This is a genomic window from Rhodococcus sp. 5A-K4, assembly GCF_046097995.1.
GTDB classification, from domain to species: domain Bacteria; phylum Actinomycetota; class Actinomycetes; order Mycobacteriales; family Mycobacteriaceae; genus Rhodococcus_F; species Rhodococcus_F erythropolis.
In genome coordinates this window covers 335,409-360,129 of the sequence record NZ_JBJURM010000002.1, presented here as the reverse complement: position 1 = coordinate 360,129, position 24,721 = coordinate 335,409, and the positions used below count along the sequence as shown (strand labels likewise).

The 24,721-nt window shown below is 62.3% G+C and carries 27 protein-coding genes; 10 read left to right on the top strand and 17 right to left on the bottom strand.

The annotated features are described in order from the left end of the window. Window positions 1-31 precede the first annotated feature (31 nt). The gene (locus ACKAMS_RS04115) at window positions 32-757 is read left to right on the top strand and encodes an SDR family NAD(P)-dependent oxidoreductase (protein WP_020909286.1); all 726 of its coding nucleotides are present in this window, start codon (window positions 32-34) and stop codon (window positions 755-757) included. Here ACKAMS_RS04115 and ACKAMS_RS04110 read toward each other — a convergent pair whose 3' ends face one another. Together ACKAMS_RS04110 and ACKAMS_RS04105 are read right to left on the bottom strand one after the other, a co-directional pair. Beyond that, entirely contained in the window at window positions 758-1,477 is a 720-nt protein-coding gene (locus ACKAMS_RS04110) for a dienelactone hydrolase family protein (protein WP_408988640.1), read from the bottom strand. It abuts the gene before it with no gap. Between the two features lie 46 nt (window positions 1,478-1,523). Then, window positions 1,524-2,528, bottom strand: a complete 1,005-nt coding sequence (locus tag ACKAMS_RS04105; protein ID WP_408988639.1) for an ABC transporter substrate-binding protein — start codon at window positions 2,526-2,528, stop codon at window positions 1,524-1,526. 388 nt (window positions 2,529-2,916) lie between these two features. Here ACKAMS_RS04105 and ACKAMS_RS04100 point away from each other — a divergent pair, with 388 nt between their 5' ends. After that, on the top strand, window positions 2,917-3,120 hold the full coding sequence (locus tag ACKAMS_RS04100; protein WP_003939930.1) for a cold-shock protein: 204 nt from the start codon (window positions 2,917-2,919) through the stop codon (window positions 3,118-3,120). Between the two features lie 69 nt (window positions 3,121-3,189). Here the strand turns inward: ACKAMS_RS04100 and ACKAMS_RS04095 are convergent, their stop codons facing one another. The 4 genes from ACKAMS_RS04095 to ACKAMS_RS04080 form a co-directional block, all read right to left on the bottom strand. After that, window positions 3,190-3,918 carry a Clp protease N-terminal domain-containing protein gene (locus ACKAMS_RS04095; protein WP_408988638.1) on the bottom strand — a complete coding sequence of 243 codons (729 nt, stop codon included), beginning with the start codon at window positions 3,916-3,918 and terminating at the stop codon, window positions 3,190-3,192. 70 nt (window positions 3,919-3,988) lie between these two features. After that, the gene (locus ACKAMS_RS04090) at window positions 3,989-4,774 is read right to left on the bottom strand and encodes an alpha/beta fold hydrolase (RefSeq protein WP_408988637.1); all 786 of its coding nucleotides are present in this window, start codon (window positions 4,772-4,774) and stop codon (window positions 3,989-3,991) included. An 83-nt stretch (window positions 4,775-4,857) separates the two neighbouring features. Then, window positions 4,858-5,850 carry an ABC transporter substrate-binding protein gene (locus tag ACKAMS_RS04085; protein WP_007729992.1) on the bottom strand — a complete coding sequence of 331 codons (993 nt, stop codon included), beginning with the start codon at window positions 5,848-5,850 and terminating at the stop codon, window positions 4,858-4,860. Window positions 5,851-6,278: 428 nt separating this feature from the next. Beyond that, window positions 6,279-6,917 carry a DUF2461 domain-containing protein gene (locus ACKAMS_RS04080; RefSeq protein ID WP_003939783.1) on the bottom strand — a complete coding sequence of 213 codons (639 nt, stop codon included), beginning with the start codon at window positions 6,915-6,917 and terminating at the stop codon, window positions 6,279-6,281. An 86-nt stretch (window positions 6,918-7,003) separates the two neighbouring features. Between ACKAMS_RS04080 and ACKAMS_RS04075 the strand changes: the two genes are divergently transcribed. Further along, complete coding sequence (locus ACKAMS_RS04075; RefSeq protein WP_024487521.1) at window positions 7,004-7,849, top strand: mechanosensitive ion channel family protein; 846 nt, start codon at window positions 7,004-7,006, stop codon at window positions 7,847-7,849. A 94-nt stretch (window positions 7,850-7,943) separates the two neighbouring features. On the opposite strand, the gene codB is transcribed toward ACKAMS_RS04075, so the two are convergent. Together codB and ACKAMS_RS04065 are read right to left on the bottom strand one after the other, a co-directional pair. Beyond that, window positions 7,944-9,275 carry a cytosine permease gene (gene codB, locus ACKAMS_RS04070; protein ID WP_097386800.1) on the bottom strand — a complete coding sequence of 444 codons (1,332 nt, stop codon included), beginning with the start codon at window positions 9,273-9,275 and terminating at the stop codon, window positions 7,944-7,946. Beyond that, window positions 9,272-9,736 (bottom strand): nucleoside deaminase, encoded by a 465-nt coding sequence (locus ACKAMS_RS04065; RefSeq protein WP_003940577.1) that lies wholly within the window; start codon window positions 9,734-9,736, stop codon window positions 9,272-9,274. Before ACKAMS_RS04065 ends, codB begins: the two co-directional genes overlap by 4 nt. Window positions 9,737-9,911: 175 nt before the next feature. Between ACKAMS_RS04065 and ACKAMS_RS04060 the strand changes: the two genes are divergently transcribed. Both ACKAMS_RS04060 and ACKAMS_RS04055 read left to right on the top strand, forming a co-directional pair. Next, the gene (locus ACKAMS_RS04060; protein ID WP_223257826.1) at window positions 9,912-11,432 is read left to right on the top strand and encodes a PucR family transcriptional regulator; all 1,521 of its coding nucleotides are present in this window, start codon (window positions 9,912-9,914) and stop codon (window positions 11,430-11,432) included. A 26-nt stretch (window positions 11,433-11,458) separates the two neighbouring features. Next, on the top strand, window positions 11,459-12,103 hold the full coding sequence (locus tag ACKAMS_RS04055) for an SUMF1/EgtB/PvdO family nonheme iron enzyme (RefSeq protein ID WP_029256377.1): 645 nt from the start codon (window positions 11,459-11,461) through the stop codon (window positions 12,101-12,103). Here ACKAMS_RS04055 and ACKAMS_RS04050 read toward each other — a convergent pair. Both ACKAMS_RS04050 and ACKAMS_RS04045 read right to left on the bottom strand, forming a co-directional pair. After that, the gene (locus tag ACKAMS_RS04050) at window positions 12,086-12,661 is read right to left on the bottom strand and encodes an ATPase AAA (RefSeq protein WP_029256378.1); all 576 of its coding nucleotides are present in this window, start codon (window positions 12,659-12,661) and stop codon (window positions 12,086-12,088) included. The two genes, ACKAMS_RS04055 and ACKAMS_RS04050, sit on opposite strands and share 18 nt — an antisense overlap. Before the next feature lie 18 nt (window positions 12,662-12,679). Further along, on the bottom strand, window positions 12,680-13,789 hold the full coding sequence (locus ACKAMS_RS04045) for a DUF6670 family protein (RefSeq protein ID WP_408988636.1): 1,110 nt from the start codon (window positions 13,787-13,789) through the stop codon (window positions 12,680-12,682). A gap of 146 nt (window positions 13,790-13,935) precedes the next feature. Between ACKAMS_RS04045 and ACKAMS_RS04040 the strand changes: the two genes are divergently transcribed. The 3 genes from ACKAMS_RS04040 to ACKAMS_RS04030 are packed head-to-tail and all read left to right on the top strand — an operon-like array spanning window position 13,936 to window position 16,210. After that, window positions 13,936-14,778, top strand: a complete 843-nt coding sequence (locus ACKAMS_RS04040) for an alpha/beta hydrolase (protein WP_019745522.1) — start codon at window positions 13,936-13,938, stop codon at window positions 14,776-14,778. A 2-nt stretch (window positions 14,779-14,780) separates the two neighbouring features. After that, complete coding sequence (locus ACKAMS_RS04035; protein ID WP_019745523.1) at window positions 14,781-15,347, top strand: NTP transferase domain-containing protein; 567 nt, start codon at window positions 14,781-14,783, stop codon at window positions 15,345-15,347. A 59-nt stretch (window positions 15,348-15,406) separates the two neighbouring features. Continuing rightward, window positions 15,407-16,210 carry a transglutaminase family protein gene (locus tag ACKAMS_RS04030; RefSeq protein ID WP_020970960.1) on the top strand — a complete coding sequence of 268 codons (804 nt, stop codon included), beginning with the start codon at window positions 15,407-15,409 and terminating at the stop codon, window positions 16,208-16,210. Window positions 16,211-16,218: 8 nt separating this feature from the next. Here ACKAMS_RS04030 and ACKAMS_RS04025 read toward each other — a convergent pair whose 3' ends face one another. From ACKAMS_RS04025 to ACKAMS_RS04010, 4 genes are all read right to left on the bottom strand, one after another. Then, window positions 16,219-17,190, bottom strand: coding sequence for an alpha/beta hydrolase (locus ACKAMS_RS04025; RefSeq protein WP_408988635.1), 972 nt, complete (start codon window positions 17,188-17,190; stop codon window positions 16,219-16,221). 143 nt (window positions 17,191-17,333) lie between these two features. Continuing rightward, window positions 17,334-17,771 carry an SRPBCC family protein gene (locus ACKAMS_RS04020; protein ID WP_134998896.1) on the bottom strand — a complete coding sequence of 146 codons (438 nt, stop codon included), beginning with the start codon at window positions 17,769-17,771 and terminating at the stop codon, window positions 17,334-17,336. 75 nt (window positions 17,772-17,846) lie between these two features. Further along, a complete protein-coding gene (locus tag ACKAMS_RS04015) occupies window positions 17,847-18,377 on the bottom strand; it encodes a gluconokinase (protein ID WP_020909302.1) in 531 nt (176 codons plus the stop codon). 12 nt (window positions 18,378-18,389) lie between these two features. Next, window positions 18,390-19,778, bottom strand: coding sequence for a GntP family permease (locus tag ACKAMS_RS04010; RefSeq protein ID WP_019745529.1), 1,389 nt, complete (start codon window positions 19,776-19,778; stop codon window positions 18,390-18,392). Window positions 19,779-19,911: 133 nt separating this feature from the next. Between ACKAMS_RS04010 and ACKAMS_RS04005 the strand changes: the two genes are divergently transcribed. Continuing rightward, window positions 19,912-20,640 (top strand): FadR/GntR family transcriptional regulator, encoded by a 729-nt coding sequence (locus ACKAMS_RS04005; protein ID WP_019745530.1) that lies wholly within the window; start codon window positions 19,912-19,914, stop codon window positions 20,638-20,640. Between the two features lie 97 nt (window positions 20,641-20,737). Beyond that, window positions 20,738-21,745 (top strand): NAD(P)H-dependent glycerol-3-phosphate dehydrogenase, encoded by a 1,008-nt coding sequence (locus ACKAMS_RS04000; RefSeq protein ID WP_019745531.1) that lies wholly within the window; start codon window positions 20,738-20,740, stop codon window positions 21,743-21,745. Window positions 21,746-21,799: 54 nt separating this feature from the next. Here the strand turns inward: ACKAMS_RS04000 and ACKAMS_RS03995 are convergent, their stop codons facing one another. The 3 genes from ACKAMS_RS03995 to ACKAMS_RS03985 all read right to left on the bottom strand — a co-directional run bounded on the left by ACKAMS_RS03995 (window position 21,800) and on the right by ACKAMS_RS03985 (window position 24,713). Then, window positions 21,800-22,636: an NAD(P)-dependent oxidoreductase gene (locus ACKAMS_RS03995; RefSeq protein WP_355330290.1), complete on the bottom strand. Its 837-nt coding sequence runs from the start codon at window positions 22,634-22,636 to the stop codon at window positions 21,800-21,802. A 173-nt stretch (window positions 22,637-22,809) separates the two neighbouring features. After that, window positions 22,810-23,529 carry a M50 family metallopeptidase gene (locus ACKAMS_RS03990; RefSeq protein ID WP_003940327.1) on the bottom strand — a complete coding sequence of 240 codons (720 nt, stop codon included), beginning with the start codon at window positions 23,527-23,529 and terminating at the stop codon, window positions 22,810-22,812. Next, window positions 23,526-24,713 (bottom strand): ATP-binding protein, encoded by a 1,188-nt coding sequence (locus ACKAMS_RS03985; RefSeq protein ID WP_021331853.1) that lies wholly within the window; start codon window positions 24,711-24,713, stop codon window positions 23,526-23,528. The genes ACKAMS_RS03990 and ACKAMS_RS03985 overlap by 4 nt, the downstream gene beginning before the upstream one ends. Window positions 24,714-24,721 lie beyond the last annotated feature (8 nt).

Sequence of the window (24,721 nt, the reverse complement as noted above, 5' to 3'; positions counted from 1 at the left end):
ATAGGTCTAAACGTAGCTCACGGAGGTAGGCATGACACGCACAGTTCTGGTAACCGGCGGCGGAACAGGGATCGGGCGCGCAGTTGCAGCAGCGTTCGCCCGAGACGGAGACACAGTTTTTGTCACCGGCCGACGCACGGAACCACTCGAAAAGACCGCAGAGGAGTTGGGTTCCGATGTTCACGCCTTGACGTGTGACAACTCCGACCCGAAAGACCTGAAGCGGCTGCAGGATTCGCTTCCGGGAACCATCGACGTCGTGGTGCACTGCGCCGGTGGCAACACGGACTTCGATCGCGAAGCACCGTCAGATCTGGAATCCCTGGCCGCCGGGTGGCGTGCGAATCTGGACTCCAATCTCATCTCGGCAGTGCTGACTACAGCCGCAGTTCGCGATCGAATCCCCAGCGGCGGTGCCGTCATCACCATCGGATCGATTGCCGCCGACAAGGGCGCGGGCGCGTACGGCGCTGCCAAAGCCGCAGTTGCGACGTGGAATATCGATCTGGCCGCCGAACTGGGCCCCGAAGGCATCACCGCGAACATCGTCTCCCCCGGCTACATCGCCGACACCGAGTTCTTCCGAGACTTTCTGACGGACGAGCGTCGCGCGATGCTGATCGAATCCACCAGCACCAAGCGCGCCGGAACACCGGACGACATCGCATCAGCCGTCCACTTCTTGGCCTCACCGGGCGCCCGGCAGATCACCGGTCAGGTATTGGCAGTCAACGGCGGTGAGAGAACCAGTCGCTGATCATGCCAAGTGGCGCTCGAAGAACGAGTCGATTCGCTTCCAGGCGTCCTGCGCTGCAACAGGATCGGGACCGATTCCGAGGATGCGCTCCAACGGACGAAGCACCTTGGGTCCGGCCTCCGCGTCGTTGAGGAACGCGTGGCCGGCGGCGGGGTACTCCTTGACGTCGTTCTCGATACCGGCATTGCTGAGCGCCGTCTCCAGCTTCGCTGCCGCACCCCGGAGCGAGAAGTCCTTGCCTCCGAAACTCCCGACGATCGGGCACGCATCCACCACGGCCTCATCGAGTTTGCGTGGAAGCTGACCGTAGTTGACCGAGGCAGCATCGAAATCTCCGGCGCTGACCATCGCGAAGCCGCCGCCCATGCAGAATCCGATGACACCGATCTTTCCGGTGCAAACCGGGGATTCCAAAAGCCAACTGCGAGCGACTTCGATGTCGGTGAACGCCTTGCCGTGTCCTCGAAGCATCGACGTCATGGTCGGCACGAGGCACCGCTTCGCCCCGCCCGCGCTGTAGAGGTCGACAGCGAGCGTCAGGAACCCCGCAGCGGCCAGTCGCTTGGCTTGCCGCTGCATCACCTCCTCGAGCCCGAAGGCCTCGTGAATCATCACTACCCCCGGCCACGGGCCGGGGGTAGTGGGGGTTTCGAGTATCGCTCGCAGCGGTTGTGATCCGCCGACAACTGCGGCGCGGCCAGTCAGATCTATGTCCACCATGTTTCGATGCTAGGCCGACGCAGGGTCCGTAGGCTCGGAAGCGAGGTCAGGGGAGTTGTTTTCCCTGGCCCGCCGCAAGCCCGGTCAAGACCTCGGCGAGCTGCGGCAAGGCGTACGGCGCGCTCAGTGGACCGAAATTGTCGACGAAGGCATTCGAGAGCAGAAGTTCGACCGGCGCATAGGCTCGCGCCTTCACCGCGGGGAGGTTCTGGAAAACTGCGAAGTTCTCCAACCTCGTCGTCGCTTCCTGATCAGAAGCGAGGCTGAGCAAAATGTCTGCGGGTGCTAGTACCTCCGCCTGCTCCATCGACAGCGCAGTCATCTGCTCGGCGTTGTATCCGCGATAGTTGAGTCCGAGTTCGCGCAGCAGAACCCCGGGCGCACTGGCATCCCCTTGCACATACAACTGATCGCCGTACATCGAGCCGATCATGATCGTCTTGCCACCCAAGCCATTCAGCGAAGCGGCGGTGTCGGAGATCAGGGCGTCGGTCCGGGCGATCGCTGCAGCAGCGGCCTCGTCGACAAAAGCGGCCTGCCCGACCGTGGCGACGCCGTCACGCCACGAGGTGGTCCAGTCCAGCGCGATGACCGGCGCGATCTGGCTGAGCCTCTCGGCTGCCGGTTCGAGATAGGTCTTCATTCCGATGATGAGATCCGGTGAGTAGCGCGCGATGATTTCCGGGCTGATTTCGCCTGTGGTGTCGAAGCTTTCGAGATCGGCTATTCCAGCGGTGCTCTGCCAAGGCAGTGCACCGCGGTCCCACGCACCCGTATTGCCGTAGGCGACTGGGTGAACGCCGAGAGAGAGCAGGAATTCGAGATCCGTGAAGTCGCTGGCAACAACGATCCTTTCCGGCTTCCCCGAGATCGTGGTGGTGCCGAGCGCATTGATCACCTCGCGTTGTTCGCCGGCATCAGAAGCATCTGACGTAGCCGAACAACCCGCAAGGATGGCGGCCGCTGCCACAGCGCCGACGCCGAAGAACCCACGGCGACTGAGCTGGTCCACCAGTTCAGACGTCGTGGATTCACAAATCGTTCCGTACATGTATGCACTCTCCTTCTCGGCTGCTGCGCGCGCCGAGGGCACAGCGAATGAGAGGTTAGCCCACCCTCATCTTCCATAGGGTTCCTACGTTTGCGATTCCGAGAGATCGGAGCGACAACTATGGACCGTTCTCGAGCGGACAAGTACATTCCCGCTGATCTATCACCGCAGGCAGTTGGGCGAGCCACCAGTCCCTGCCTTCGGCGATCGGGTCGCTCCAGCGTCGAAAATCAGTCGAAGATCAGTTGCCATTCCCTCCTCGAAAGCTTCCGAATTACCGTCTTTTGCACGTCGCCCACCGTTCGACTTGCGCGGCGTGGGAGGATAGACACATCGAGATCGGGACTTCGATGTGAGGGCCCGGATCGAGTTTGTAGGGAGTATCGGTATGGCACAGGGCATCGTGAAGTGGTTCAACGGCGAAAAGGGCTTTGGTTTCATCGCTCCCGACGACGGAACACCGGACGTGTTCGTTCATTACTCTGAAATCTCGGGCAACGGCTACAAGTCGCTCGACGAGAACCAGCGTGTGGAGTTCGAGGTTGGCCAGGGCCAGAAGGGTCCTCAGGCCACCAATGTGCGCGCTGTCTAATCAGTGACACAAGAAGAGGGCCGCACCCGCAAGGGTGCGGCCCTCTTCTGCATCAGATTCACATATGAATCACTGATCCTGAATGACGGCCAACGCTCCCACGATATTCGACTCCGCAACCGACTTCGAGATTCCGAGATCAGCCAGAACACCTGATCCGTCTTCGAGTTCGAGCAGCGCGAGCAGGACGTGCTCGGTTCCGATGTAGTTGTGGCCCAGGCGAAGAGCCTCACGGAACGTCAGTTCCAGGACCTTGCGCGCGCGAGCGTCGTACGGAATAAGTTCTGGCAGTTCGGAAGTCGGAGCCGGGAGTACACCGGCCACTGCAGCTCGGACGGACCCGAGCTCCACCCCCTGCGCCACTATCGCCTTCGCAGCCAACCCGGCAGGCTCCTCGACAAGCCCCAGGAGCAGGTGCTCGGGCTGGATCTCTGCGTTACCGGCAGCGCGGGCTTCGTTCTGCGAGGCCATGACGACGTTCTTCGCCCGAGGAGTGAACCGGTTGAACCCTTCGTTCGGATCCATCGGCTTCTGATCACTCGGCGCCTTGGGAACAAAACGCTTCTGCGCAGCCTGCTTCGACACACCCATGCTCGCACCGATCTCCGTCCACGACGCTCCCGACCTGCGCGCCTGGTCGACGAAGTGGCCGATCAGGTGATCTGCAATTTCACCGAGATGATCAGCGGCGATCACGGCGTCGGAAAGTTGGTCGAGCGCGTCGGTGTGCACCTTCTTGATCGCGTCGATGAGGTCGTCGAGTCGAACCTTGTTGGTCATTTCCACTGGTTTACTCATGCGTCAACCATAGGTTGACGCAATCGAAAACGTCAACCCTAGGTTGACGATCGTTTTCGCCGCCCAGCGATTAGCCGGAAAAGAACTCGCGCAGAGCCGGGACGATAGCGTCGTCGGCAACGCCGTGACCCAGACCGGGGATCTCCAAAGTCTTTGTCCCCGAGACTTTTGCAGCGATTCGCGTCGCCGAAGAAGGCGCCCACTGACCACTGTCACCGCCGTACATGACCAATGTAGGGACGGTAATGGAGGCAAGCCAGTCGAGCGACTGACAGCCGTGATCACACACGGCGACGTCGTAAGGCAAGGTGTGCGCAATGGCGCACATGTCGGGCCAATCGGCACTCCGCTTGATCTCGTCGACCATCTCCGGGGATGCACCGGTCAGATCCAGAAAACGCGTCACAGCACCTTCCCTGTCGCCGGCCGCGATCAACCGCTCCAGGTCACTTTGGGCAGTCTCGTCACGCTGGTCGTCGTCCATGTACGGCGCCTCGTAGACGGCGAGCTTACGCATCGGAACGGCCTGCGCAGCGGCTTCCAAAGCCAGCGCAGCACCCGACGACAATCCGTAGACCAGCGGCGTTTCACCGGCGGCAGCGACGACCGCTCGCAAGTCCTCCACCTCGGAGTCGATCGAGAACGCGCGACTGTCACCGCTGTCCCCGCGTCCGCGCCTGTCGTACGAGTACACCGTGAAGTCCGCCGCCAACGCAGCAGCGAGAGAATCGAACCATCCTCGATCGCAGAACGCTCCGGCAACCAGAACCACTGCTGGTCCGGCACCGGAGCGTTCGTATGCGATGGTCGTACCGTCGCGGGATTGCACTACCGCTGGGGATTGCTCTGTTTGCACGTCGATCTCCTCAGGTTTGGTCAATGCCTACCTGATTAGACCGCCCGCGTTACCGAAACTCATCGGTCCGGCCGGCAGAGGCCTCAGCTGATCTTGTTGTACAGGGCATCCCAACCCTGTGCCACGTACGAAATCGTGTAGATCGAACCGTAGAACGTGGAGCCACCCAGACTGGTGACGTTGCCAGCCTGCACTGCCGGGAGTCGCTGCCACAGCTTGCTCGCCACCAATGCCTGGTACGCGGCACTGTCCTCGTTTTCGGTGATCATGAAGCCGTCGACGCCGGCCAGCACATCGAGGCCTTCGAGGCTGACGCCGCCCTCGGGATCGAGGCCCTCCGAGGTGGCAGTTTTGCCACCGATGTCGCCGAGCGTCATGTCGCTGGGCTTGTCGCCCTTCTCGGACGTACGGATGCTCGTGACGTACAGCGTGTTCGTGTCTGGCATGAACGAGACACTGGCAACGGTTTTGGACGCAATCTTCTCGGCATGACGACTGCGGATGTCGGAAATCAGATTGTCGTAGTCGAGCGTCAATCGATCGAGTGTGGCCGTTCGACCGAGCCAGCCCGACAGCCGCGAGAGGTTTGTACGCCAGTCGTCGGTGAACTCGGTCGTCAGAACCGGTGCGATGGTGGACATCTCGGCGACCGGCCACCACTCGCTCTCGTAGTTGAGGCACACGATCAGGTCGGGCTCGAGCGCCAAGATCTGTTCGCGGTTGGGGATCTCCGACAGGAACGGCACCGACGAATCGATAGGCACCCACGGTGTCGCCTGGGCGTACGTGTAGCCGACGAGCGGAAGTTCCAGAGCTACAGCAGGTTCCAGATCGAGCCGCGAGTCGATCGCGACAACCCTCTTCGGATTGACGGGAATGTCGTAGGTACCGAGAGGTGTCGTCACAGAACGCATTTCGGTTTCACCCGAACTGCTCCCGCTGTCACCGCAGGCCGCCAGGAACGCGCCCAGTCCGGCGATCCCGGCACCGAAGCCGAACTGCCGACGTGTGAGGTCCGAAACGAGGCGGTTGTCGGAGTAGCCCTCGGGAAGCAAGAGCGTGGATTGAGCGGGCATGCGTGTCGAACCTCCAGAAGAAATGAATCATCCACTGTTGCGAGCGGATAAGGATGCCCTAACAGCGTACGCAGGGAGGGTCGTCGCGATCGGCCCAGAAATAGTCGAATCAGGCCAATTCGCACCCCCTACTTGTCGAGTTTGCGCATCTCGACGAAGTAGACCGCACTGAACGCGAGGTAGGTGCCGACGATTCCGAGGACCGAGATGATCAGGACGAGAGCGAGAAACATAGCCATGATGGTCTCCACTGACACGGGTTGTTCACGATGTCGATCGAGAGAAAATGGCTTCGAACTGCGGCGCTGCGACTCGAAGCGGGGCCGAAACTTTCGGTTACGCACATCACGCTAGCCCCAGGCGTCTCGAGTTTCGATGAACTCGAGGTGAACTCTCCTACGGCTACGTCACACTTTTCTGTCGGACAGTCAGTTCGGTCCGAGCACCTGTCCGGACCATTCGACCAAGGGCGTCAGTGCGCGCCACGCTGTGCGAACTTCCTTCAATGTCCTGGCGCTGTCCAGCCACGACGGGCTTGGGTAACTACGACCAGCAGTCAGCGACTTGTGACGCAGCAATTCGATCCGCGGGTGGTCGACCGTGTATCCGCGAGGTGCCGTCTTGAGCTTGTCGCCGCCGATCGTGAATCCGGCCTTCTCGACGGAGGCCAAGATCTTCTCGAGCTCCGGCCCTCGAACGTCGTCGTCGACAGCCGCACGATAACGCGCGATGGTCTCCGAACTGCTGGCGTAGAAACCACCGGCCACCATCAACCCTGCCGCGTCGATCTGCACGTAGTAGCCACAGCTCTCGGCGAGACCGACGAACGCTCCCTGGTGCGTCTTGTACGGGATCTTGTCCTTCGAGAATCGAACGTCACGATATGGCCGAAAGAGCTTGGCCGTGCCGAATTCGTCCTCCAACGCCGCGGTCAACGACGCCATCGGACGACGAACCACTTCGTCGTACGTCTCCTTGTGCGCTGCCCACCAGGTCTTGCTGTTGTCGGCCTCCAGGTCTTCGTAGAAGTCGAGTGCAGCAACGGGTATGCCAGTGAACGCAGCCATGGCGTAAGCCTAGCTGCCTGTACGGCTTTGGACCGCCTGCCCTGCGACGATGCCCGGATCGGCCGGAATCCGTAGAATGCATGGGGATGATTTCCGAAATACAAGCATGGGAACTGACCGACACCAACCGAGACTGGCTGATACACCGACCCGTCGAGATCGCGATCTACGTGGCGCTCGCAGTCGTTCTGCGCTTCGCACTGCACCGCGGGATCGATCGAATGTCGAAGCCTCGCAAGTCTCCGAACGCCAAGGTGAACGAGCGCCGATCGCAGCGAGCCCGGACCATCGGTTCGGTACTCAAATCGACGGTGTCCATCGTCATCCTCGTCTGGTGTGTGCTGCAGATCCTCGGCATCCTCGGGATCAACGTCGCGCCGTTCATCGCATCCGCCGGCGTCATCGGTCTTGCCATCGGTTTCGGTGCACAAAACCTGGTGCGTGACTTCCTCTCCGGCATCTTCATGTTGCTGGAAGATCAGTACGGTGTCGGCGACGTCGTCGATCTCGGCGACGCGGTCGGCACCGTCGAAACAGTGGGCCTGCGTGTCACCACGATTCGAGATGCCAACGGCACCTTGTGGTACTGCCGCAATGGCGAAATCCTGCGAGTGGGCAACATGAGTCAGGGTTACGCCACTGCAGTTCTCGATCTCCCCATCGCCCACAATGCGAACGTGCACAAAGCGTGCGAGGTGGCGACGCGAGCTGTCCTCGAGGCGGCGGAGTCCGAACCGATCAGGGCGGACATGATCGACAAGCCGGAGATGCTGGGAGTCAATTCGGTTACTGCCGAGGCAATTACCATTCGAGTGACGGCGCAGGTCAAGCCTGGGCGCCAGTGGGCAGTCCAGCGCGCATTTGCACGCTCGGCGCTGACTGCGTTCGAAGAGCAGGGAATCGAGGCACCGTACCTGCCTGTTCTGCGCTGACGGTTGAAACGGAATCGACTGCCCTTTCCATCAATTACGCGAGCCCCCGGCGCGGTCGATACCGCCGGGGGCTCGCTGATGCCTGACGCACGATTCAGACGGTGGAGGTCGAGACCTCCCGATTTGCCGAGCTGTTGCCAAACACCCTGTGCAGGAACATCGTCAGAGCAATTGCTGCCACGATGCCGATCAGCGGCGGGATTCCCACCTCGAACTCACCGGAAAGCCAAGCGAGGAACGCTGCGACGGCATAGACGGCGAGGTTTCGCCAGTGGACCGGCTGCGGGGTGTAACCCTCGGGAATGCCGCGCCGCCACCGGCACAGGAAGTCTGCGATGATCACACCGCCCAATGGCGGGATGAACGTTCCGAGCAGGCTCAGATAGTCGACAAGATGGTTGTGCACACCGGTCAGAGCAAGCGCCGTGCCGATCACACACCCACCGATGACGAAAGGGGTCTTGCGGGGCTTTCTGAACAGTTCGGCGCCGGCCACCCCGAAGGCGTATGCGGTGTCGGCGTTGCTCTTCCAGAGGTTCCCGAACAGCAAGACCAGGCCCCAGCCGACAAGCCCGAGGTTGTAGAGAATCAGTACGAAGTCACCTTCGTGGAACGTGATGGCTCCGATGGCACCGAACAGGATCATCAATCCGTTTCCGAGGAGGAACCCGATAACGCAGGCCCACACCGCTTGTGATCCGGAACGGGCAAACCTGGTCCAGTTGGGCGCTTGCGTTCCCGCCGATACAAACGTGCCGACCACAGTGGTGATTGCGAGCGCGATCGTCATGGTCGTCTGCGGTTGAACCGAGACCAGGCCGGAGAACCCACCGACTTCCTCGAGGGACCGGAATACGACCCAGCAGGCCAACGCCAGGATCAAGGGCGTCGAGACGAGCGAGACCCAATACATTCCGCGGTAGCCGTAGCAGGCGGTGATGCACATCAAGATGCTCGCCGCGATCATCACCGACGCCCGCGCGAGATAGGAATCCCAGCCCAATGCCTGCGCGGTGAGATCGCCGATCGTGCCGATGATGACTCCGTACCAGCCGATCTGGGTACCGCCCAGCAGGATCGAAGCGAGCTTGGACCCGCGGGTGCCGAAACTGTAGCGCGCCATCACAACTGTCGTCAGCCCGGTTCGAGCTCCGACGAACCCCATCATGGCGACGTAGACCCCCAAGATGGCGGATCCGGCGGCGATCACCACCATCAGTTTCCAGAACGAGAACGCGGTACCGAGCGCTGCTCCGGCCAACATCGTCGGTGTGAAGATGGTGAACCCCAACAACACCACCGCGAGCGAGAAGAACGGCTTTCGTGCATGAAGCGGAACCGGACTAACGGGATAGTCCGGATCGATCGGGTGGCCTGTGCTCTCCGAATCGCCTGCGACCGTGGCAGGTTCGACGGCGCTGCTCATACAACTTCGCCGATGTCTTCGAGCCACAGGCTCGGGCGCTCGGCCAGCATGCGGTCCATCAGTGCCACACACTCCGCGTCGTCGACGACGTCGACCTGAATTCCGCTGCTGCGCAACCATTCTTCCGACGCCTCGAAGGAACGATTTTCGCCGACTACGATTCGAGGGATCTCGTACAGGCGCGCCGTTCCGGCGCACATGAAGCACGGTGACAAAGTCGTGTAGAGGACACACTCGCGATACACCGAGGCCGGCAGTCGTCCGGCGCGCTCGATGCAGTCGGTCTCTCCATGACGGATGGCGCTGTTCATCTGAACCCGGCGGTTGCGTCCGACTGCGAGGACCTCGCCGCGGTGAATCAGCGCCGCGCCGATCGGCACGCCGCCCTCCTCCCAACCGATCTTCGCCTGTTCGATCGCAAGTCCGAGAAAATACTCATCGGTGTGTGCCGGGTGGTTCATGTGTGCTCCTGGAGTCTGACCAAAATCGTCGATTGTGGCTCGTGTCACAATCCGACCACGGTGGTAACAGCCCGACAAGGGACAACCTGTCAGTTCGGCAGAACTAGCTCTATGACGAAGTGCCCCCTCGGCGGACGATATAGAAATGCTCCCGACTCTGCGACAAGTTCTTGCGATGCCCTCGTTCAAGGCCGCCGCAATCGAGGTGCTCGCGGGCGACGTCGATACCGCGGTGGTCCGCTGGGTCCATTCGTCCGAGGTGTACGAGATGGGTGGGCTGCTGTCCGGAGGTGAGGTCCTCCTGACCACGGGCCTCGGTCTGCACGGGCGATCTCCCGAGCAGCTCACCGCCTACATCGACCAGTTGGCGGACGCGGGATGCGTCGCGCTCGCGATGGAGGTCGGCCGCTCGTTCCTCACGGCCCCTCCCGAACTCGTCGAAGCATCGCGCCGACGCGGGCTCGCGTTCTTGGCCCTGCACGCAGTAGTGCCCTTCGAGCGGATGGTCGAAGACTTTCACGACCTCATGCTCCGCCGCACTCTCGGTTCGGCACAGGCGGGCGAGCCTGTCTGGCAAGAACTTCTGAGTCTCGTGGTGGCAGGCCAGGGTATGACCGCGCTGCTCGACAAGGTGTCACGACTCGCGGGGTGCGGCGTCGATCTCCTCGACGCGGATGGCAGAACCGTCGAGCGCAGCACAACCGGCGCAGAGCGATCCGAGACCGAACGCACGATCCACGACGTACGCGGTCCGACGAACTCACTCGGTCGACTTGTCCTGTGCGGGCCCGCAACTACACGCCGAACCGCCGTCGCAAACTGCGCCGCCGTCGCGGTGGCTCTGGAACTCGGCCGTCACGGCGATCTCGGCCCAAGACAGTCACTCGCCCAATCGGTGATCACCGACGTGGTGGGCGGTGTGCTCACATCGCACGGCGACTTGTCCGAACGACTGACAGCGGCCGGGTGGACGCCGTTGTCGGAGGGGCACCACGTCCTCGTCGCCGCTGTCGACATCGATCGGCAAACGCCGGTTCGAGAGCTCGCTGACCAAGTACGCGACGCCGTGCGGGCCGTGCTCGGCTCCTGTGTCGTCGGGACTGCGGCCAATCACGTCATCGTGCTCGCGCATGGGTGGGCGTCCGCATCCCCCGCTCGAGTGCGGACTGCGTTCACCGAAGCCGACGAGCTGCTACGCCGCGGGCCGGGCGGTTCCGCGGTACGCACGCTCGGAGTGGCGACGCCGGTCGAGGATCTGTCGGGCGTCGGTGCGGCGGTCGCGCAAGCTCGCGAAGTCGTCCAGATCGCACGGCGTTTCGGCACCCGGACCGGAGTGATCCTCGCCAGGGACGTCGGCGTCCAACGACTGCTCGCCGCCGGCACGACGCCCGCTTCCTTGTCCTCGTTCGTCACGGAGCAACTCGGTTCGCTGATCGCTTACGACACAGCACATTCCGCCGACCTCGTCCGGACGCTCGACGCGTACCTCGCACACCGGGGCGGCAAGGCGAGAACCGCGGATTTCCTCGGCATTCGGCGCCAGTCGCTCTATGCACGGCTCACTCGTATCGAGAAGCTGATGGGAGTTTCCCTCGACGATCCGGCGCAGGTGGTGTGTCTCGGGCTTGCACTGACCGCATGGCGCATGCGTACCGGCCTTGACCCACAAGCTGCGTTCGAGCGTCTCCCCGGGTGAGCGACAACCTCTGCGATGATGAACGAATGACCGGAGCAGCGGAATTGATGATCGAGATCCCTGCCGGCGAGGTGCATCTCAGAGACGATCGCAAAGGCACTGCGTGGACCTCGAAAGTCGAATCATTCCGCCTCGCTCGCCATCTCACCACCAGGGCACTGCTTGACGGAGATTCGGCGGACGATCCGAGCAAACCCGCGGTCGACCTCTCGTGGAAAGACGTCATCGCAACCTGCAACACACTGTCAGTCGCGGACGGTCTGTCGCCCGCGTATCACGACATCGACACCGAGTCTCCCCGGTGGGACCGGGCGGCAACCGGCTACCGACTCGCCACCGAGGCCGAGTGGCAGTACGCGTGCAAAGCCGGCACCTCCGGCTACCGCTACGGCGAAATCGACGAGATTGCCTGGTACAGCGACAATTCAGAAGGACGAGCACATGACGTCGGGATGAAGGCACCCAACAACTGGGGCCTGTACGACATGATCGGCAATGTCTGGGAATGGTGCTGGGATCTCTACGACCCCGAGGTTTACGGCACGTACCGGATCTTCCGCGGCGGCAGTTGGGCCGAAAGTGAGCGCGGTTGCGGCGCTACCGTACGGAGGCGAAGCCACCCGACGTTTGCTATCGACGACCTGGGATTTCGCCTAGCTCAGACGATCTGAGGGCAGACGGCCGAGGACTTCGAGCACAGCCTCGATCTCGTCTCGACTGCGCAGCTTAACTATCGGCAGCGACGGCACATCGACAAGGACCGTGGCCATACGCTCGCCGTTGCGTCCGTCGCTTCGCCAGGCCCAGCGCACCACATGATCCGGATCGAACAGAATGGTGTGCAGTGGCGGCTCCATGTTGCGATTCCACAACACCTCTCGCTGCAATCGCCGACGCACGGTTCGTGTGATCACCTGGCGCATCACCGTCCGCCGAGGCAGATTTAACCACAGCATCAGGTCCGCACGCTCGGCCAGAAGCTCACGCACCGCGCCGTACTGCCACTCGGTCACCCAGGCCGGCTCGCTGGAAAAGCGTCGTACTTCGGTTTCGAAACTCTCGAGCGGAACCCAGTCGGGCCCGTGGAACAGCGAGTCCAACTCAGTGTGTTCGATCCCGAGAAGCTGCCCGATTCGACCGGCGAGAGTCGTCTTTCCGGCGCCCGAGGTCCCCGCGACAAGGATCTTCTGCGGACGAGTCGTCAGCGAGGCGGGGTCTACGAAAGGCACCGATACACACTAGGTGCCTTACACTTCGCAGTCCACCCATTCGATGTAACCGGTGCCGTTGATCGACGCACCGTCGAAACTCCCCCGGTAGGTGTACGCGCCGACGTATCCCTTACCGTGACCATAGCGCCACTCCGAGTCGATCTCGGCCTCGAACTCGACAATCGCCCTGCCGTAATCGCGTACCTGCCAACGCAGTACGCGCGGCACACGCATCTCACGTCCCCGTGGGTCGACATGCAATGCGTCAGCGTATTCGAGTACGTCGAACACCACATCGTCGAAGACTCTTGCGCTGCCGTCCACCGTCCGAATGTAGGCGAGCTTGCACGCCGTAACCCCTGATGCTCGAACATCGGTGAGCAACAATTGATGCCGGTCGTCGAGCTGAACGATCTGGTAGGTGAAGAAATCGGCCGGGAGCTTCCACGACTCGGGAAGGGCGCGGCGAGTCAACGATTGCGGTGTCATGCACCGCGCGTATTCGACGGTGCACGGAGCCGAAATACTCACCGGGCCATCCGGACTCGAGATCGTTCCGGAACACTGCGCCAGCAGACTGACGTGGTCGTAGACGGGATTGCGCACGAACCACGACGCTTGATCTGATGCCACGATCTCGAGATCGACGTCGAAAGAGTCGTATCGTCCGGTGACACGGAACTTCGGATAGCTGTTGTCGATGATCAGGTTGTCACCGAAGGCGATTCGCGAACCATCTTCTTCGAACGCACACTCATCGGCCGCGTCGTACGCCCGATAGAAGTGATGCCCCGGCGCTGCGGTAGAACTCAGCACGGTTGCGGTGTTTCGCGCGTCGGGTGCAGCGAGATAATCGTTGTCGAACACCACCGTCCCGGTTGCACCGATCAACGTCATGGTGTTGAGGTAACGGAAAGGCCCTGGCAGTCGGGGAACGAAGATCCCGTAGTGCGTCCACGCGAACTTCCGCGAAGCCAGGTGCGGACGCATCATCTCGGGCCGATCGAACGGGCGTACCGATTCCGCCATTCGCTTGTCGATCAGCGGTAGCGCGCCGTCCAGCAAGGCCCGAACCGCGGGTCGCCACAATCGGCGCGAGCGGGTGGCTGGAACAGGGTCGGAACGATCAACGGTTTGTCCGGTCACGCCCCTAAGTTAATGTAACCAGCCGTAACAAACAAGTGTCGAAGTTTCCTCGACGACCTCACACCCTGAACACCCGCGCCCTGCCCACGGGGCGAATAGCATGTGAGAATCCGCGTACCGGAACCGGTCGCAGAGAGGGCGCAACAATGCAGCACGAAGAGTCGTCGTTCACCGGAGTAGCCGGCACCAAGATCGTCTACGACGTGTGGACACCGGACCGCGAGCCCACCGGGGTTCTTGTCCTGTGCCACGGACTCGGCGAACACGCGAGGCGCTACGACCATGTTGCTGCGCGGCTCGGGGAACTCGGGCTCATCGTGTACGCACCCGACCATCGCGGACACGGACGCTCTGGCGGCAAGCGCGTTCACCTGAAGGAATTCTCCGACTTCACCGACGACGTCCACACGTTGTTCTCGATCGTGACGGCGGCACATCCCGGTAAGGACAAGTTCCTGCTCGGCCACAGCATGGGAGGCGCAATCGCACTTTCTTATGCCCTCGACCATCAGGCCGATCTCAAAGCACTCGCCCTGTCCGGACCTGCTGTGATCATCGCAACCGGCACTCCGAAGATCGTGATGCAGCTGGGCAAGATCGTCGGCAAGTACCTCCCCGACGTGCCTGTCGAGAACCTGGAAGCGGCTGCCGTATCGCGTGATCAGAAGGTTGTCGACAAGTACAACGCCGACCCGCTGGTTCACCACGGCAAGGTTCCTGCCGGAATTGCGCGCGGCATGATCACCGCCGCGGAAGGCTTCCCGGCGCGCCTGCCATCGCTCACCATTCCCGTACTGCTTCAACACGGCTCGGACGACCGATTGACGGACCCCGCCGGCAGCAAGCTCGTAGCAGATCTGGCCGGTTCTTCGGACGTCACCTTGAAGGTGTACGACGGCTTGTATCACGAGATCTTCAATGAGCCTGAGCAGGAAGAGGTTCTGAACGATCTGATCGAGTGGCTGCGCCCGCGGGTCACCGGAGCATAATCATGTCGACGTGCGGGATCCTGCTGGCTGCCGGGGCCGGATCCCGCATGGGCAAACCGAAAGCTCTCGTTACGGGCACGGACGGCCAGCCTTGGCTTCGCCACGGGGTGGCGACGCTGCAGTCCGCCGGACTCTCACCGGTCATCGTGGTTCTCGGCGCACAGGCCGAGGACGCCGTCGAACTGCTGCCCACCACCGATGTCATTGTGGTGAAATCGGATTGGGAACGGGGAATGAGCGCATCACTACGCTGCGGACTCGAGGCAGCCATGCAGATCGAGGGTGCCGAGGCGGCAGCGATCTCCCTGGTCGACGTCCCGGACCTGAACACCGACACCGTGACGCGAATCGCGGGTCAGGGCATCCCATCACGAAACATACTGCGAAGAGCTGTCTTTCACGGAAGGCCCGGCCATCCTGTCCTGATCGGACGCGACCATTGGCCGACGCTTGCAGAGTCACTCACCGGGGACGGCGGCGCCAACACCTATCTACGCGAACACGGCGTGGAGTTGGTGGAGTGCAGCGACCTCAGCAGCGGCGTCGACGTCGACTATCCCGAAGCCTGATCGCACTGTCACAATCCTCCCAGGTGGTGGGTGTCCGAATTCGGTGTAAAGATGATCCGATGAAACGTACCGTCGCCGCCCTGCTCGACATCGAGATCGACGAGGCGACCAACCTGGAGTTCAAGATCGCGGTGACGCGCGCGCCGGGTGTCGAACTGCTGGAAACGATGTCGTTCGTCCATGACGGCAACCCGATCGAACCCCGTGAGGTCATCGCCGAACACGGCACCCGGATTCACCTACTCGACTGTGCCCCAGGCAAACTGATCGTCAGCTACGACGCGACCGTGATCGGCCGCGCAGAACCGGCGTCGGTCGGCGACTACGACGTGTCGAAGTATCTGCGCCCCAGTCGGTATGCCGAGGCCGACAAGTTCTTCGGTTTTGTCGCCGGGCAATTCGATCTCGCCACTCCCCCGGCCGAACTCCTCCTCGAAGTCACCCGCTGGGTGAGTACACATTTGAGTTATGTTCCCGGCACCAGTCGCGGCACCGACAGCGCGGTAGACACCTTGCTCGCAGGCGCCGGAGTGTGCCGCGACTACTCGCACCTGACCATCTCGCTGCTACGCGCGGTGGGGATTCCCGCGCGCTTGGTGGCCGTCTACGCGCCGGGCTGCGATCCGATGGATTTTCACGCCGTCGTCGAAGCCAGTATCGACAACGTGTGGCGCGTGGTCGATGCAACGCAATTGGCGCCGCGCAGCAATCTTGTGCGGATCTCGACCGGGCGAGACGCCGCGGATACCGCCTTCCTCGACAACCACGGCGGTTCGATCACGTTGCATGCCTCGGAAGTTCGCGCAGTCGTCGAGGGCGTTCTCGACAACGACGACTACGCAACACTCACGTCGATCGGCTGACAAACACCTCAGGCGCTGATCTGGTTCTGCGAGGCCATCGTTCGCTCGAGGAACTTGACTGTGAGATCGACGATCGCCTTACCCTCCCGAAGAGCTTTGCCGATCACCGGGAAAGCATGGATCTGCCCACTCCAGATGTGCGTTTCGACGGCTTGTCCTGCCTTGATCAGGTTTTCGGTCATGATCTCGACGTCCGGACGCATCAGTTCGTATTCGGCGGCCACCAGGAACGACGGCGGAATCAGACTGGCGTCGGCGTTGATCGGAGACTGCGCACCAGGAATCTCGTCCGGACCCTCCAGCCACCGCTCCTTGAGCTTTTCGACCTGTGACATCGGTAGGTAGGCATCGCGTTTCATGAAATCGGGATCGTGGTCCTCGAGGTTCACGTTGAGAAGAGGGGAATATCCCACCACGGCAGCGGGCCGCGTGATTCCGCGCAGTGCGGCAATTTCGGCGACCTTCATGGCCAGGTAACCGCCCGCCGAATCACCGGCAAGCACAATCTTGTTCGGGTCTTCCGCTATCTCGAGCAACGCAGTGTACGCGGCCATCGCATCCTTGACGGAGGTGCCGATGGAACCTTCCGGCAGCTGACGGTAGCGCACGGAGATCACCGGCACTCCGGCCTTCGCCGAGAGCAAACCGCACAGCGCGCGGTGCGTTGCCAGACCGCAGAAGACGAACCCACCGCCGTGGAAGTAGAGGATCGTGGCTCCGGCCAACTCGCCCTGCGCTTTGCGTGGATGCTGCACCTTCTCGCTTGGCACACCACCAAGCGTGAAAGGCTCGATGTCGAGGTTCTTCGGCTTCGGCAGTTTGTCCGCCATCGCGTCGAGTCGCTCGAGTTGGCGGATGCCGCGTTCGGTGGTCGGCCAGAGGGTGAACATCGGCTTCACGAACGTCCTGGTCAGGCAGAAGATAACCCGCGCTCGGGGACTCACGTTCCAATGCCATACCGTCGAATCTCGCGTCCGCATAGCGTCCTCCCAGGTCAAGACGTTTTGTGCATGTGAGTTACACATACTTGTCGACTGCTGTTGTGAACGATAACTGACGCTGCGTCAAAACGACACGACGGGTAGGCATGAATTACTCGAGTATGTGCAAGTTCGGCTCGCAATCACGGCCGGGAGAGATACGCGGAGAGTCCGCGGTGCCCGCCACGCATCATCGCTTCATGATTCCACTCGAATACCGGCTTCGCGATCTTCGAGGCCAGACCGAGCGCTCCGAACACCGCTACTTGTTGCCGAAAGTCGGCGACGCAGCCAGATTCAGCGGGGCGTACCACCCAGCTACTCCATCCGGTCATTGCCCCGGAGAGACGCACTTGCAGACGTCGGGCGACGGGGTCTTCGACCTCGCGTCGCCCGAAGACCAGCAGCGTCAGAGGGACAGCGCTGCGGATGGCCATGGAGCCCGAGTGCTCGTCGGTCGCCCGGACTCGGCGTATCTGAGGCCACCACTGCGAATACCGCTCGGCATCCGCGAGAACGTCGTAGACGCGGTCGGCAGAGGCCGGGAGCGTCCAGACGCTGTGGAAGTCGAAGTCGGTCACGATCAGGCCGTCTGAGCAGCAGCAGTCACCCATGTACCGTAACCCGAACCTCGGGTGCTTACACGCCTGGCATGCTCAGTATTCGAACGTCTCCACCCGTCGCAGGATCTCCTCCGCGATCTTGGCGGGACTACCGCCCACGTCGACGACGATGGCCTGCTCGTCCGGGTCGACGGCCTCGAGCGTCGAGATCTGGGAGTCGAGGAGCGAGGCGGGCATGTAGTGATCGAGGCGGGCGGTCAATCGCTGGCCGATCTGATCCCGCGAACCGGCGAGGTGCACGAACACGACGTGCTCACCGCGAAGCACGTCGCGGTAGCTGCGCTTGAGTGCCGAACACGTGACGATGCCCGGCTGACCGGCGTCGGTATGGCTCTTGATCCAGACGGCGATCTTGTCGAGCCAGGGCCAGCGATCGTCGTCGTTCAACGGATGCCCGGTCGCCATCTTGTCGATGTTCGCCTGCGGGTGCAGATCGTCGCCTTCTTGAAGGTCCCAACCCATCGCTCCGGCGAGCATGCCGCCGACCGTCGACTTTCCCGAGCCCGAGACACCCATCAGGACGAGCACGGGATACTGCTTCTGCTGTGCCGCTTCGCTGTTCATGTGCTCGCCTACCTAGATGAATGCGCTCAACACGAGCACTCCGGCCAGGCCCGATACCGAGATGATGCATTCCATCACGGTCCAGGTCTTGAGGTTCTGTACCACGCTGACGCCCAGATACTCTTTCACCAACCAGAATCCGGCGTCGTTGACGTGCGAGAGGAAGAGCGAGCCTGCACCGATCGCCAAGACCATCAGCGAGACATGTGCGGACGAGAGGTCGGCCGCAACCGGAGCGAGGATGCCCGACGCCGTCACCGTTGCCACCGTTGCCGAACCCGTTGCGACGCGGATCAATACCGCTACCAGCCAGGCCAGGAACAGCACGGGAAGGCTGCTGCCCTTGATCGCGTCGGCGATCACTCCGGCGATACCGGTGTCGATCAGGACCTGCTTGAAACCGCCACCGGCGCCGACGATCAACAAGATGCCTGCGATGGGAGGTAGGGAACTCTCGAGCGACTTCGAGATGGCCTTGCGGTCCATTCCGCCGCCGCGACCCAGCAGCACCATTCCGACCAGAACCGCGAGACCCAAAGCCACAACGGGTGTTCCGAGGAAGTCGAGGACGGATTTGGGGAGTGCCTCGGAATCGGGTGCGATCACGTCGGCGAATGCCTTGCCCAGCATGAGAACAACCGGGAGGAGGATCGCTGCGAGAGTGGCCGCGAACGAAGGGCGCTGCTGCTTCTCTTCTTCACCTCGATCTTCGCCTGTGACAAAGAGATCCGGAACCTTCACGTCGACCCACCGCGCTGCGTACTTGCTGAAGACCGGTCCGGCGAGAACAACAGTGGGGATCGCGACGAGGACACCGAGCGCGAGCGTGAGGCCGAGGTTTGCGTTCAATGCCGAGACTGCAACCAGCGGCCCTGGGTGCGGGGGAACCAAACCATGCATGGCCGAGAGGCCGGCGAGGGTGGGGATCGCGATGCGCATCAGGGACAATCCGGATCGCCGCGCGACCAGGATGATGACCGGCATCAACAGAACGAGACCGATCTCGAAGAACATCGGCAGACCGATGACAGCGCCGACCAGAGCCATGGTCCACGGGAGTGCCTTGGTGCTGGAGCGGCCGACCAGTGTGTCGACGATTCGGTCGGCACCACCGGAATCGGCGAGGAGTTTGCCGAACATCGCGCCGAAACCGATCAGGATTCCGACGCTTCCCATGGTCGATCCGAAACCGGTGGCGAATGCTGCAACCGACTCTGCCGAACCGAGGCCGGCCGCCAGACCGACACCTACCGCGCCGATGGACAGCGCGAGGAAGGGATGCAGGTCGAGCCAGGTGATCAGCGCGATGATGACCGCGACGCCGGCGACTGCAGCGATGATCAATCGTGCGTCGCTACCAGCGGGGACGACCTCGGCCGCCAGCAATGCTGTGGTGTTCATAGGGACTCCCAGTCCGATGAGTGATTGAGGTCACTGTTCCTTAATTAACCTACAATTTCAAGAGCAGACACTAATTTGTAGTATTTATTCGCCTTGCACCGGGCTTACTCCATACGCATGGGACGATCTACGTATGCCTTCTGTCCCGTTTCAGCAGTTACACGACTCGATGCTGGAACAGCTCGGCCAAGACATAGTCGGTGGTGTGCTCCCCCCGGGAACCACGATCTCCGCCGACGAGGTGGCAACGCGCTACGACGTGTCGCGAACCGTCATCCGCGAAGTTGTCCGCGTTCTCGAATCTCTCGGATTGGCTTCGGTTCGTCGACGCGTCGGAATCACCATCCTGGGCTCCGAACACTGGAACTCGCTCGACCCCAATGTCATCCGCTGGCAACTGGCCGGTCCTGATCGGTTCGAGCAGCTTTCGATCCTGAGTGAACTCCGTTCCGGTATCGAGCCCCTGGCGGCGCGACTGGCCGCAACTCGCGCAACACCCGAGCAGTGCGGCGCTCTGACCGCAGCCGTCATCGGCATGTCAGCTACCTCTCGCGCTGCCGATACCGGTGCCTATCTCGGCCATGACTCCGACTTCCACCGCACCCTGCTCGCCGCCTCCGGTAACCCGATGCTGCGGGCGATGTCGCAGATCGTCGTCGAGATACTCGAAGGCCGCACACGCCACTCCTTGATGCCCCACGAAGCCGACCCCGAAGCGATTCACCTGCACGGAGTGGTCGCATCAGCCATTCAGTCCGGCGACGCCGACGCTGCAGAAACCGCGATGCGCTCGATCGTCGCGGAATCCGCAGAAGCGGTCGAAACAATGCGCGAAAGCCCCGAACCGCCGCCTCATCTGTAAGTCGAGCCACAGACTCGCCGGAATTGGCCCGCAACTGCTCCGCAAGTGGAACGCTTGGCGCCATGACAGCACTCGCTACCCAGAACAGCGCACTCTGATGGCCCGCCCGGTACGCGTCGTCGTCCTCGGTGCCGGATCGTGGGGAACCACGGTGGCCGGCCTCGCTGCCCGCAACACTCCCACCCTGCTGTGGGCACGAAATTCCGAAGCGGCCGACGAGATCAATTCGCAACGGACCAACTCCAAATACCTTGGTGAGCGCAAACTTCCCAAGGGACTCAAGGCAACCTCGGATCTGGTCGAAGCCGCTCGTGAAGCGGACGTACTCGTATGTGGGGTGCCTTCGCACGCCGTTCGCGCCACCCTCGCCGAGATCGCCAACGAGGTTCGGGCGTGGGTCCCGGTGTTGTCACTGTCCAAGGGCCTCGAGCCCGGCACCCGGCAGCGCCCCACCGAAGTGATCGCCGAGTGCCTGCCCGGCCATCCCGTCGGACTGCTCGCGGGCCCCAACATCGCCAAAGAGATCGTCGACGGCATGGCCGCGGCATCGGTCGTGGCCACCCAGGACGATCGCGTCGCCGCCGCGCTGCAACCCCTGTTCGCGTCGTCGGTCTTCCGTGTCTACCGCAACACCGACGTGCTCGGCTGTGAACTCGGCGGCATCCTCAAGAACATCGTTGCCATCGCCTCGGGCATGGCCGACGGCCTGGGAGTCGGGGACAACACTCGTGCGATGGTGCTCGCGCGCGGTCTCGCCGAAATGACCCGACTCGGTGAAGCGATGGGCGCCAACCCGCGCACCTTTGCCGGCTTGACGGGCGTCGGCGATTTGATCGCCACCTGCATGGCTCCGACTTCTCGCAACCGTCGCGTCGGCGAAGCTCTGGCGCAGGGATTGACCGTCGAGGAGGCGGTCGCCAAGCTCGGCCAGGTCGCCGAGGGAGTAAAAACTGCCCCTACCGTCATGGATCTGGCTCGCGAATACGGAGTCGACATGCCGATTGCCGCGGAGGTCGAGGCCGTCATCGGTGGTCGCCAAAGTGCCAGCGACGCATATCGCGGACTTCAGAAGGTTGCCCCGGGCGGCGAGCACGAGGTGGCGTGAGGAAGATCTACAGGTATCTAGCGATTTGGCTAGATACCTGTAGATCGCCCGAGATCACGGAATTGGAGCGTCGACGAAAATGTCGATAGCCAACGGTGACTGACCGCCGTACTGCGAGAAGTCCGAAATCCCCGCCTCGCGCAGGACATCGACGTCGAGCACCGTCCGACCGGTATCCGTGCCGGCGGGACGTCCGAGAATCTCGACAGCCGCATCAGCCATGATCTCGGGTGAACGCGAGTGATCGATACTTTCGTCTCCCCCGAGCAGGTTTCCGACGGCCGCCGTGGCGATCATGGTCTCCGGCCACAGACAATTACTCGAAATCGGTGCACCTGAATACTCCGCGGCGATACCCAAGGCCGCCAATGTCATTCCGTATTTGGCCAGCATGTAGCCCGGATGAGCACCCAACCAGTGCGGCGAAAAGTTGAGCGGTGGCGACAGCGTCAATACGTGCGCGTTGGCCGAAACCCGAAGGTACGGAAGGCACGCTCGGGTGAGCGCGAAAGTGCCACGGACGTTGACCTGCTGCATCAGATCGAATCGCTTCATCGCGAGGTCTTCGGTTTTCGAAATGTCGAGGACGCTCGCGTTGTTGACCACGATGTCGATACCACCGAAGTGCTCTACCGCTGCATCGACGGCGTGCGCGATGTCGTCGTCGTTCCTCACGTCACCGACGACGGGAACGGCATGACCCCCAAGCTCGTTCAACTCGTCCACAGCCGTGTGGATTGTTCCGGGCAACCGGGGGTCAGGCGTATCGGTCTTGGCGAGCAACACGACGTTTCCGCCGCGGCGCGCTATCGCACGGGCGATGGCAAGTCCGATGCCACGGCTTCCCCCGGACATGATCGCGGTTCGTCCGCGGAAGTTCTTGTCGTCCAAAACGAATCCTTGTCATCGTCGACGGTCTTCGTCGCTGCGGTTGTGGCCGCGGGAAGTCCCGGCACGACCACTCGTCGACTTCCACGATATGAGCGCCTTCACGCGATGACTACGGCCGCGGAGCATCAATAATCCTTGATCAGTTGTCCCGTCAGGACAACTGATCAATGCGGTCAGCCACCCACCGGGCGCAGGATCCACCATCCGCCGAGCACGAGCACCGCGACGTTCACGAGCAGAAACAAACCGACCCAGACGATCGCGGGTATCGGTGAGAGCCTGGCCAATTGGTCGGCGTCCGAGTCCGGTGCCCCGCCTCGTCGCATTCGCTGCCGTTGAAGCTCCACGACCGGGCGTGGTCCGGCGAAAAGCAGGAAGAGCGTCAAGAAGTAGGCAGCAGCCACCTGCTGCTCCTGGGTCCCCCACCAGACGAGTCCGAACAACACGGCTCCCACCACGGCAAGTGAGAAGACTCCGTAGAGGTTTCGGATCAGAACCATCATCACCGCGATCACGAATACGCCGATCCACAACACCGAGACCGCACGCTGCGCGCCCAACAACCCGGCCGCGCCGAGTCCGAGAATCGACGGTCCGACGTACCCCGCGAACGTCATCAGAATGACGCCGAAGCCGGTCGGTTTGCCCGACGAAATAGCGACACCCGACGTATCCGAATGCAGGCGAAGACCTTTCAACCGTCGACCGACCAGGACGGCGACAATCAGATGAGCGCCCTCGTGTGCGATGGTGACGACGTTACGGGCGATCCGCCACAGGTGTGGTTCGAGAACAATGATCACGGCGATCAACGCGGCCAGTTGAACTACCCACGCCGGTGGGTTGGGACTGAGCGCCGCCACCCGATCCCACGCGGTTTCGAGCGCGTTCACTCCGCTTGTCCGCGCAGGTATCGGCCGAAGTGAGGGACCGTGAATCCGATGGACCCACGTTCTGCCGAATAGATCAGTCCCTTCTTGATCAGTCCATCGCGTGCCGGCGAAAGGGAAGCCGGCTTGCGCCCCAACTCGACGGCGATCTTCGCGGTTGCGACGGGTCCGTCGTCACCGGCGAGATCGGCCATGGCGCGCATGTACTCACGCTCCGCGGGCGTTGCTCGCTCGTACCGTGATCCGAAGAAGCCGACAGCGAGTTCTTCCTCAGCCGTCGGCGCGCCGACGCGCACGTCTTCCGACGTGATCGGACTCGACGCCGCCACATCCCACGTGGCCTTTCCGTAGGCCTGAACGAAGTACGGGTACCCGTCAGCCGCTTCGTACAGAGCGTCGAGCGCAGATTCGGTGAACTCGACGTCCTCACGCTCAGCAGGCGCAATCAGTGCCTGATCTGCAGCTTCCCGCTCGAGCCGATCGATCCGGTGGTAGCTGAACAGGCGCTCCGAGTAGCTTTTCGACGCCGACAGCACAGCAGGCAGATGCGGAAGCCCCGCCCCGACGACGATCAACGGTGCCGCGTCCTGACTCAACTCGTGGCAGGCCCCGCAGATCGCCGAGACATCCGCGGCACCGAGGTCCTGCATCTCGTCGATGAAGATGGCGATCCCGACGCCGACATCCCTGGCCAGCGACGACGCGTCGAGCAGCAACTCGACGAGGTCGATCTCGATGTCGCCGCTGTCTGCCCGACCCTTGATCGCGGGTGCATCGATGCCTGGCTGCCAGCGCTCGCGCATTCCCTTGTCCGCAGTGGCGCGTAGGGCAAACGATTTGAGGACTCCGAGGAACTGCTCGACCCGCTCGGGATCGCGATGGGAGACCGCGATCTCTCGGACTGCCATGTGCAGCGCCGACGAGAGTGGGCGTCGTAAATCCTGATCGGGGCGCGCCTCGATCTTGCCGGTCCCCCAACTTCGGGAGATCGCGGCCGAACGCAACTGATTGAGCAGGACGGTCTTGCCGACGCCACGCAAGCCGGTGAGGACAACACTTCGTTCCGGGCGGCCACGCGCAATTCGCTCGAGAACGACGTCGAAGGCGTCGATCTGCTTGTCGCGCCCGGCGAGTTCCGGCGGGCGTTGACCGGCACCGGGGGCATACGGATTGCGCACGGGGTCCATGCCCATCG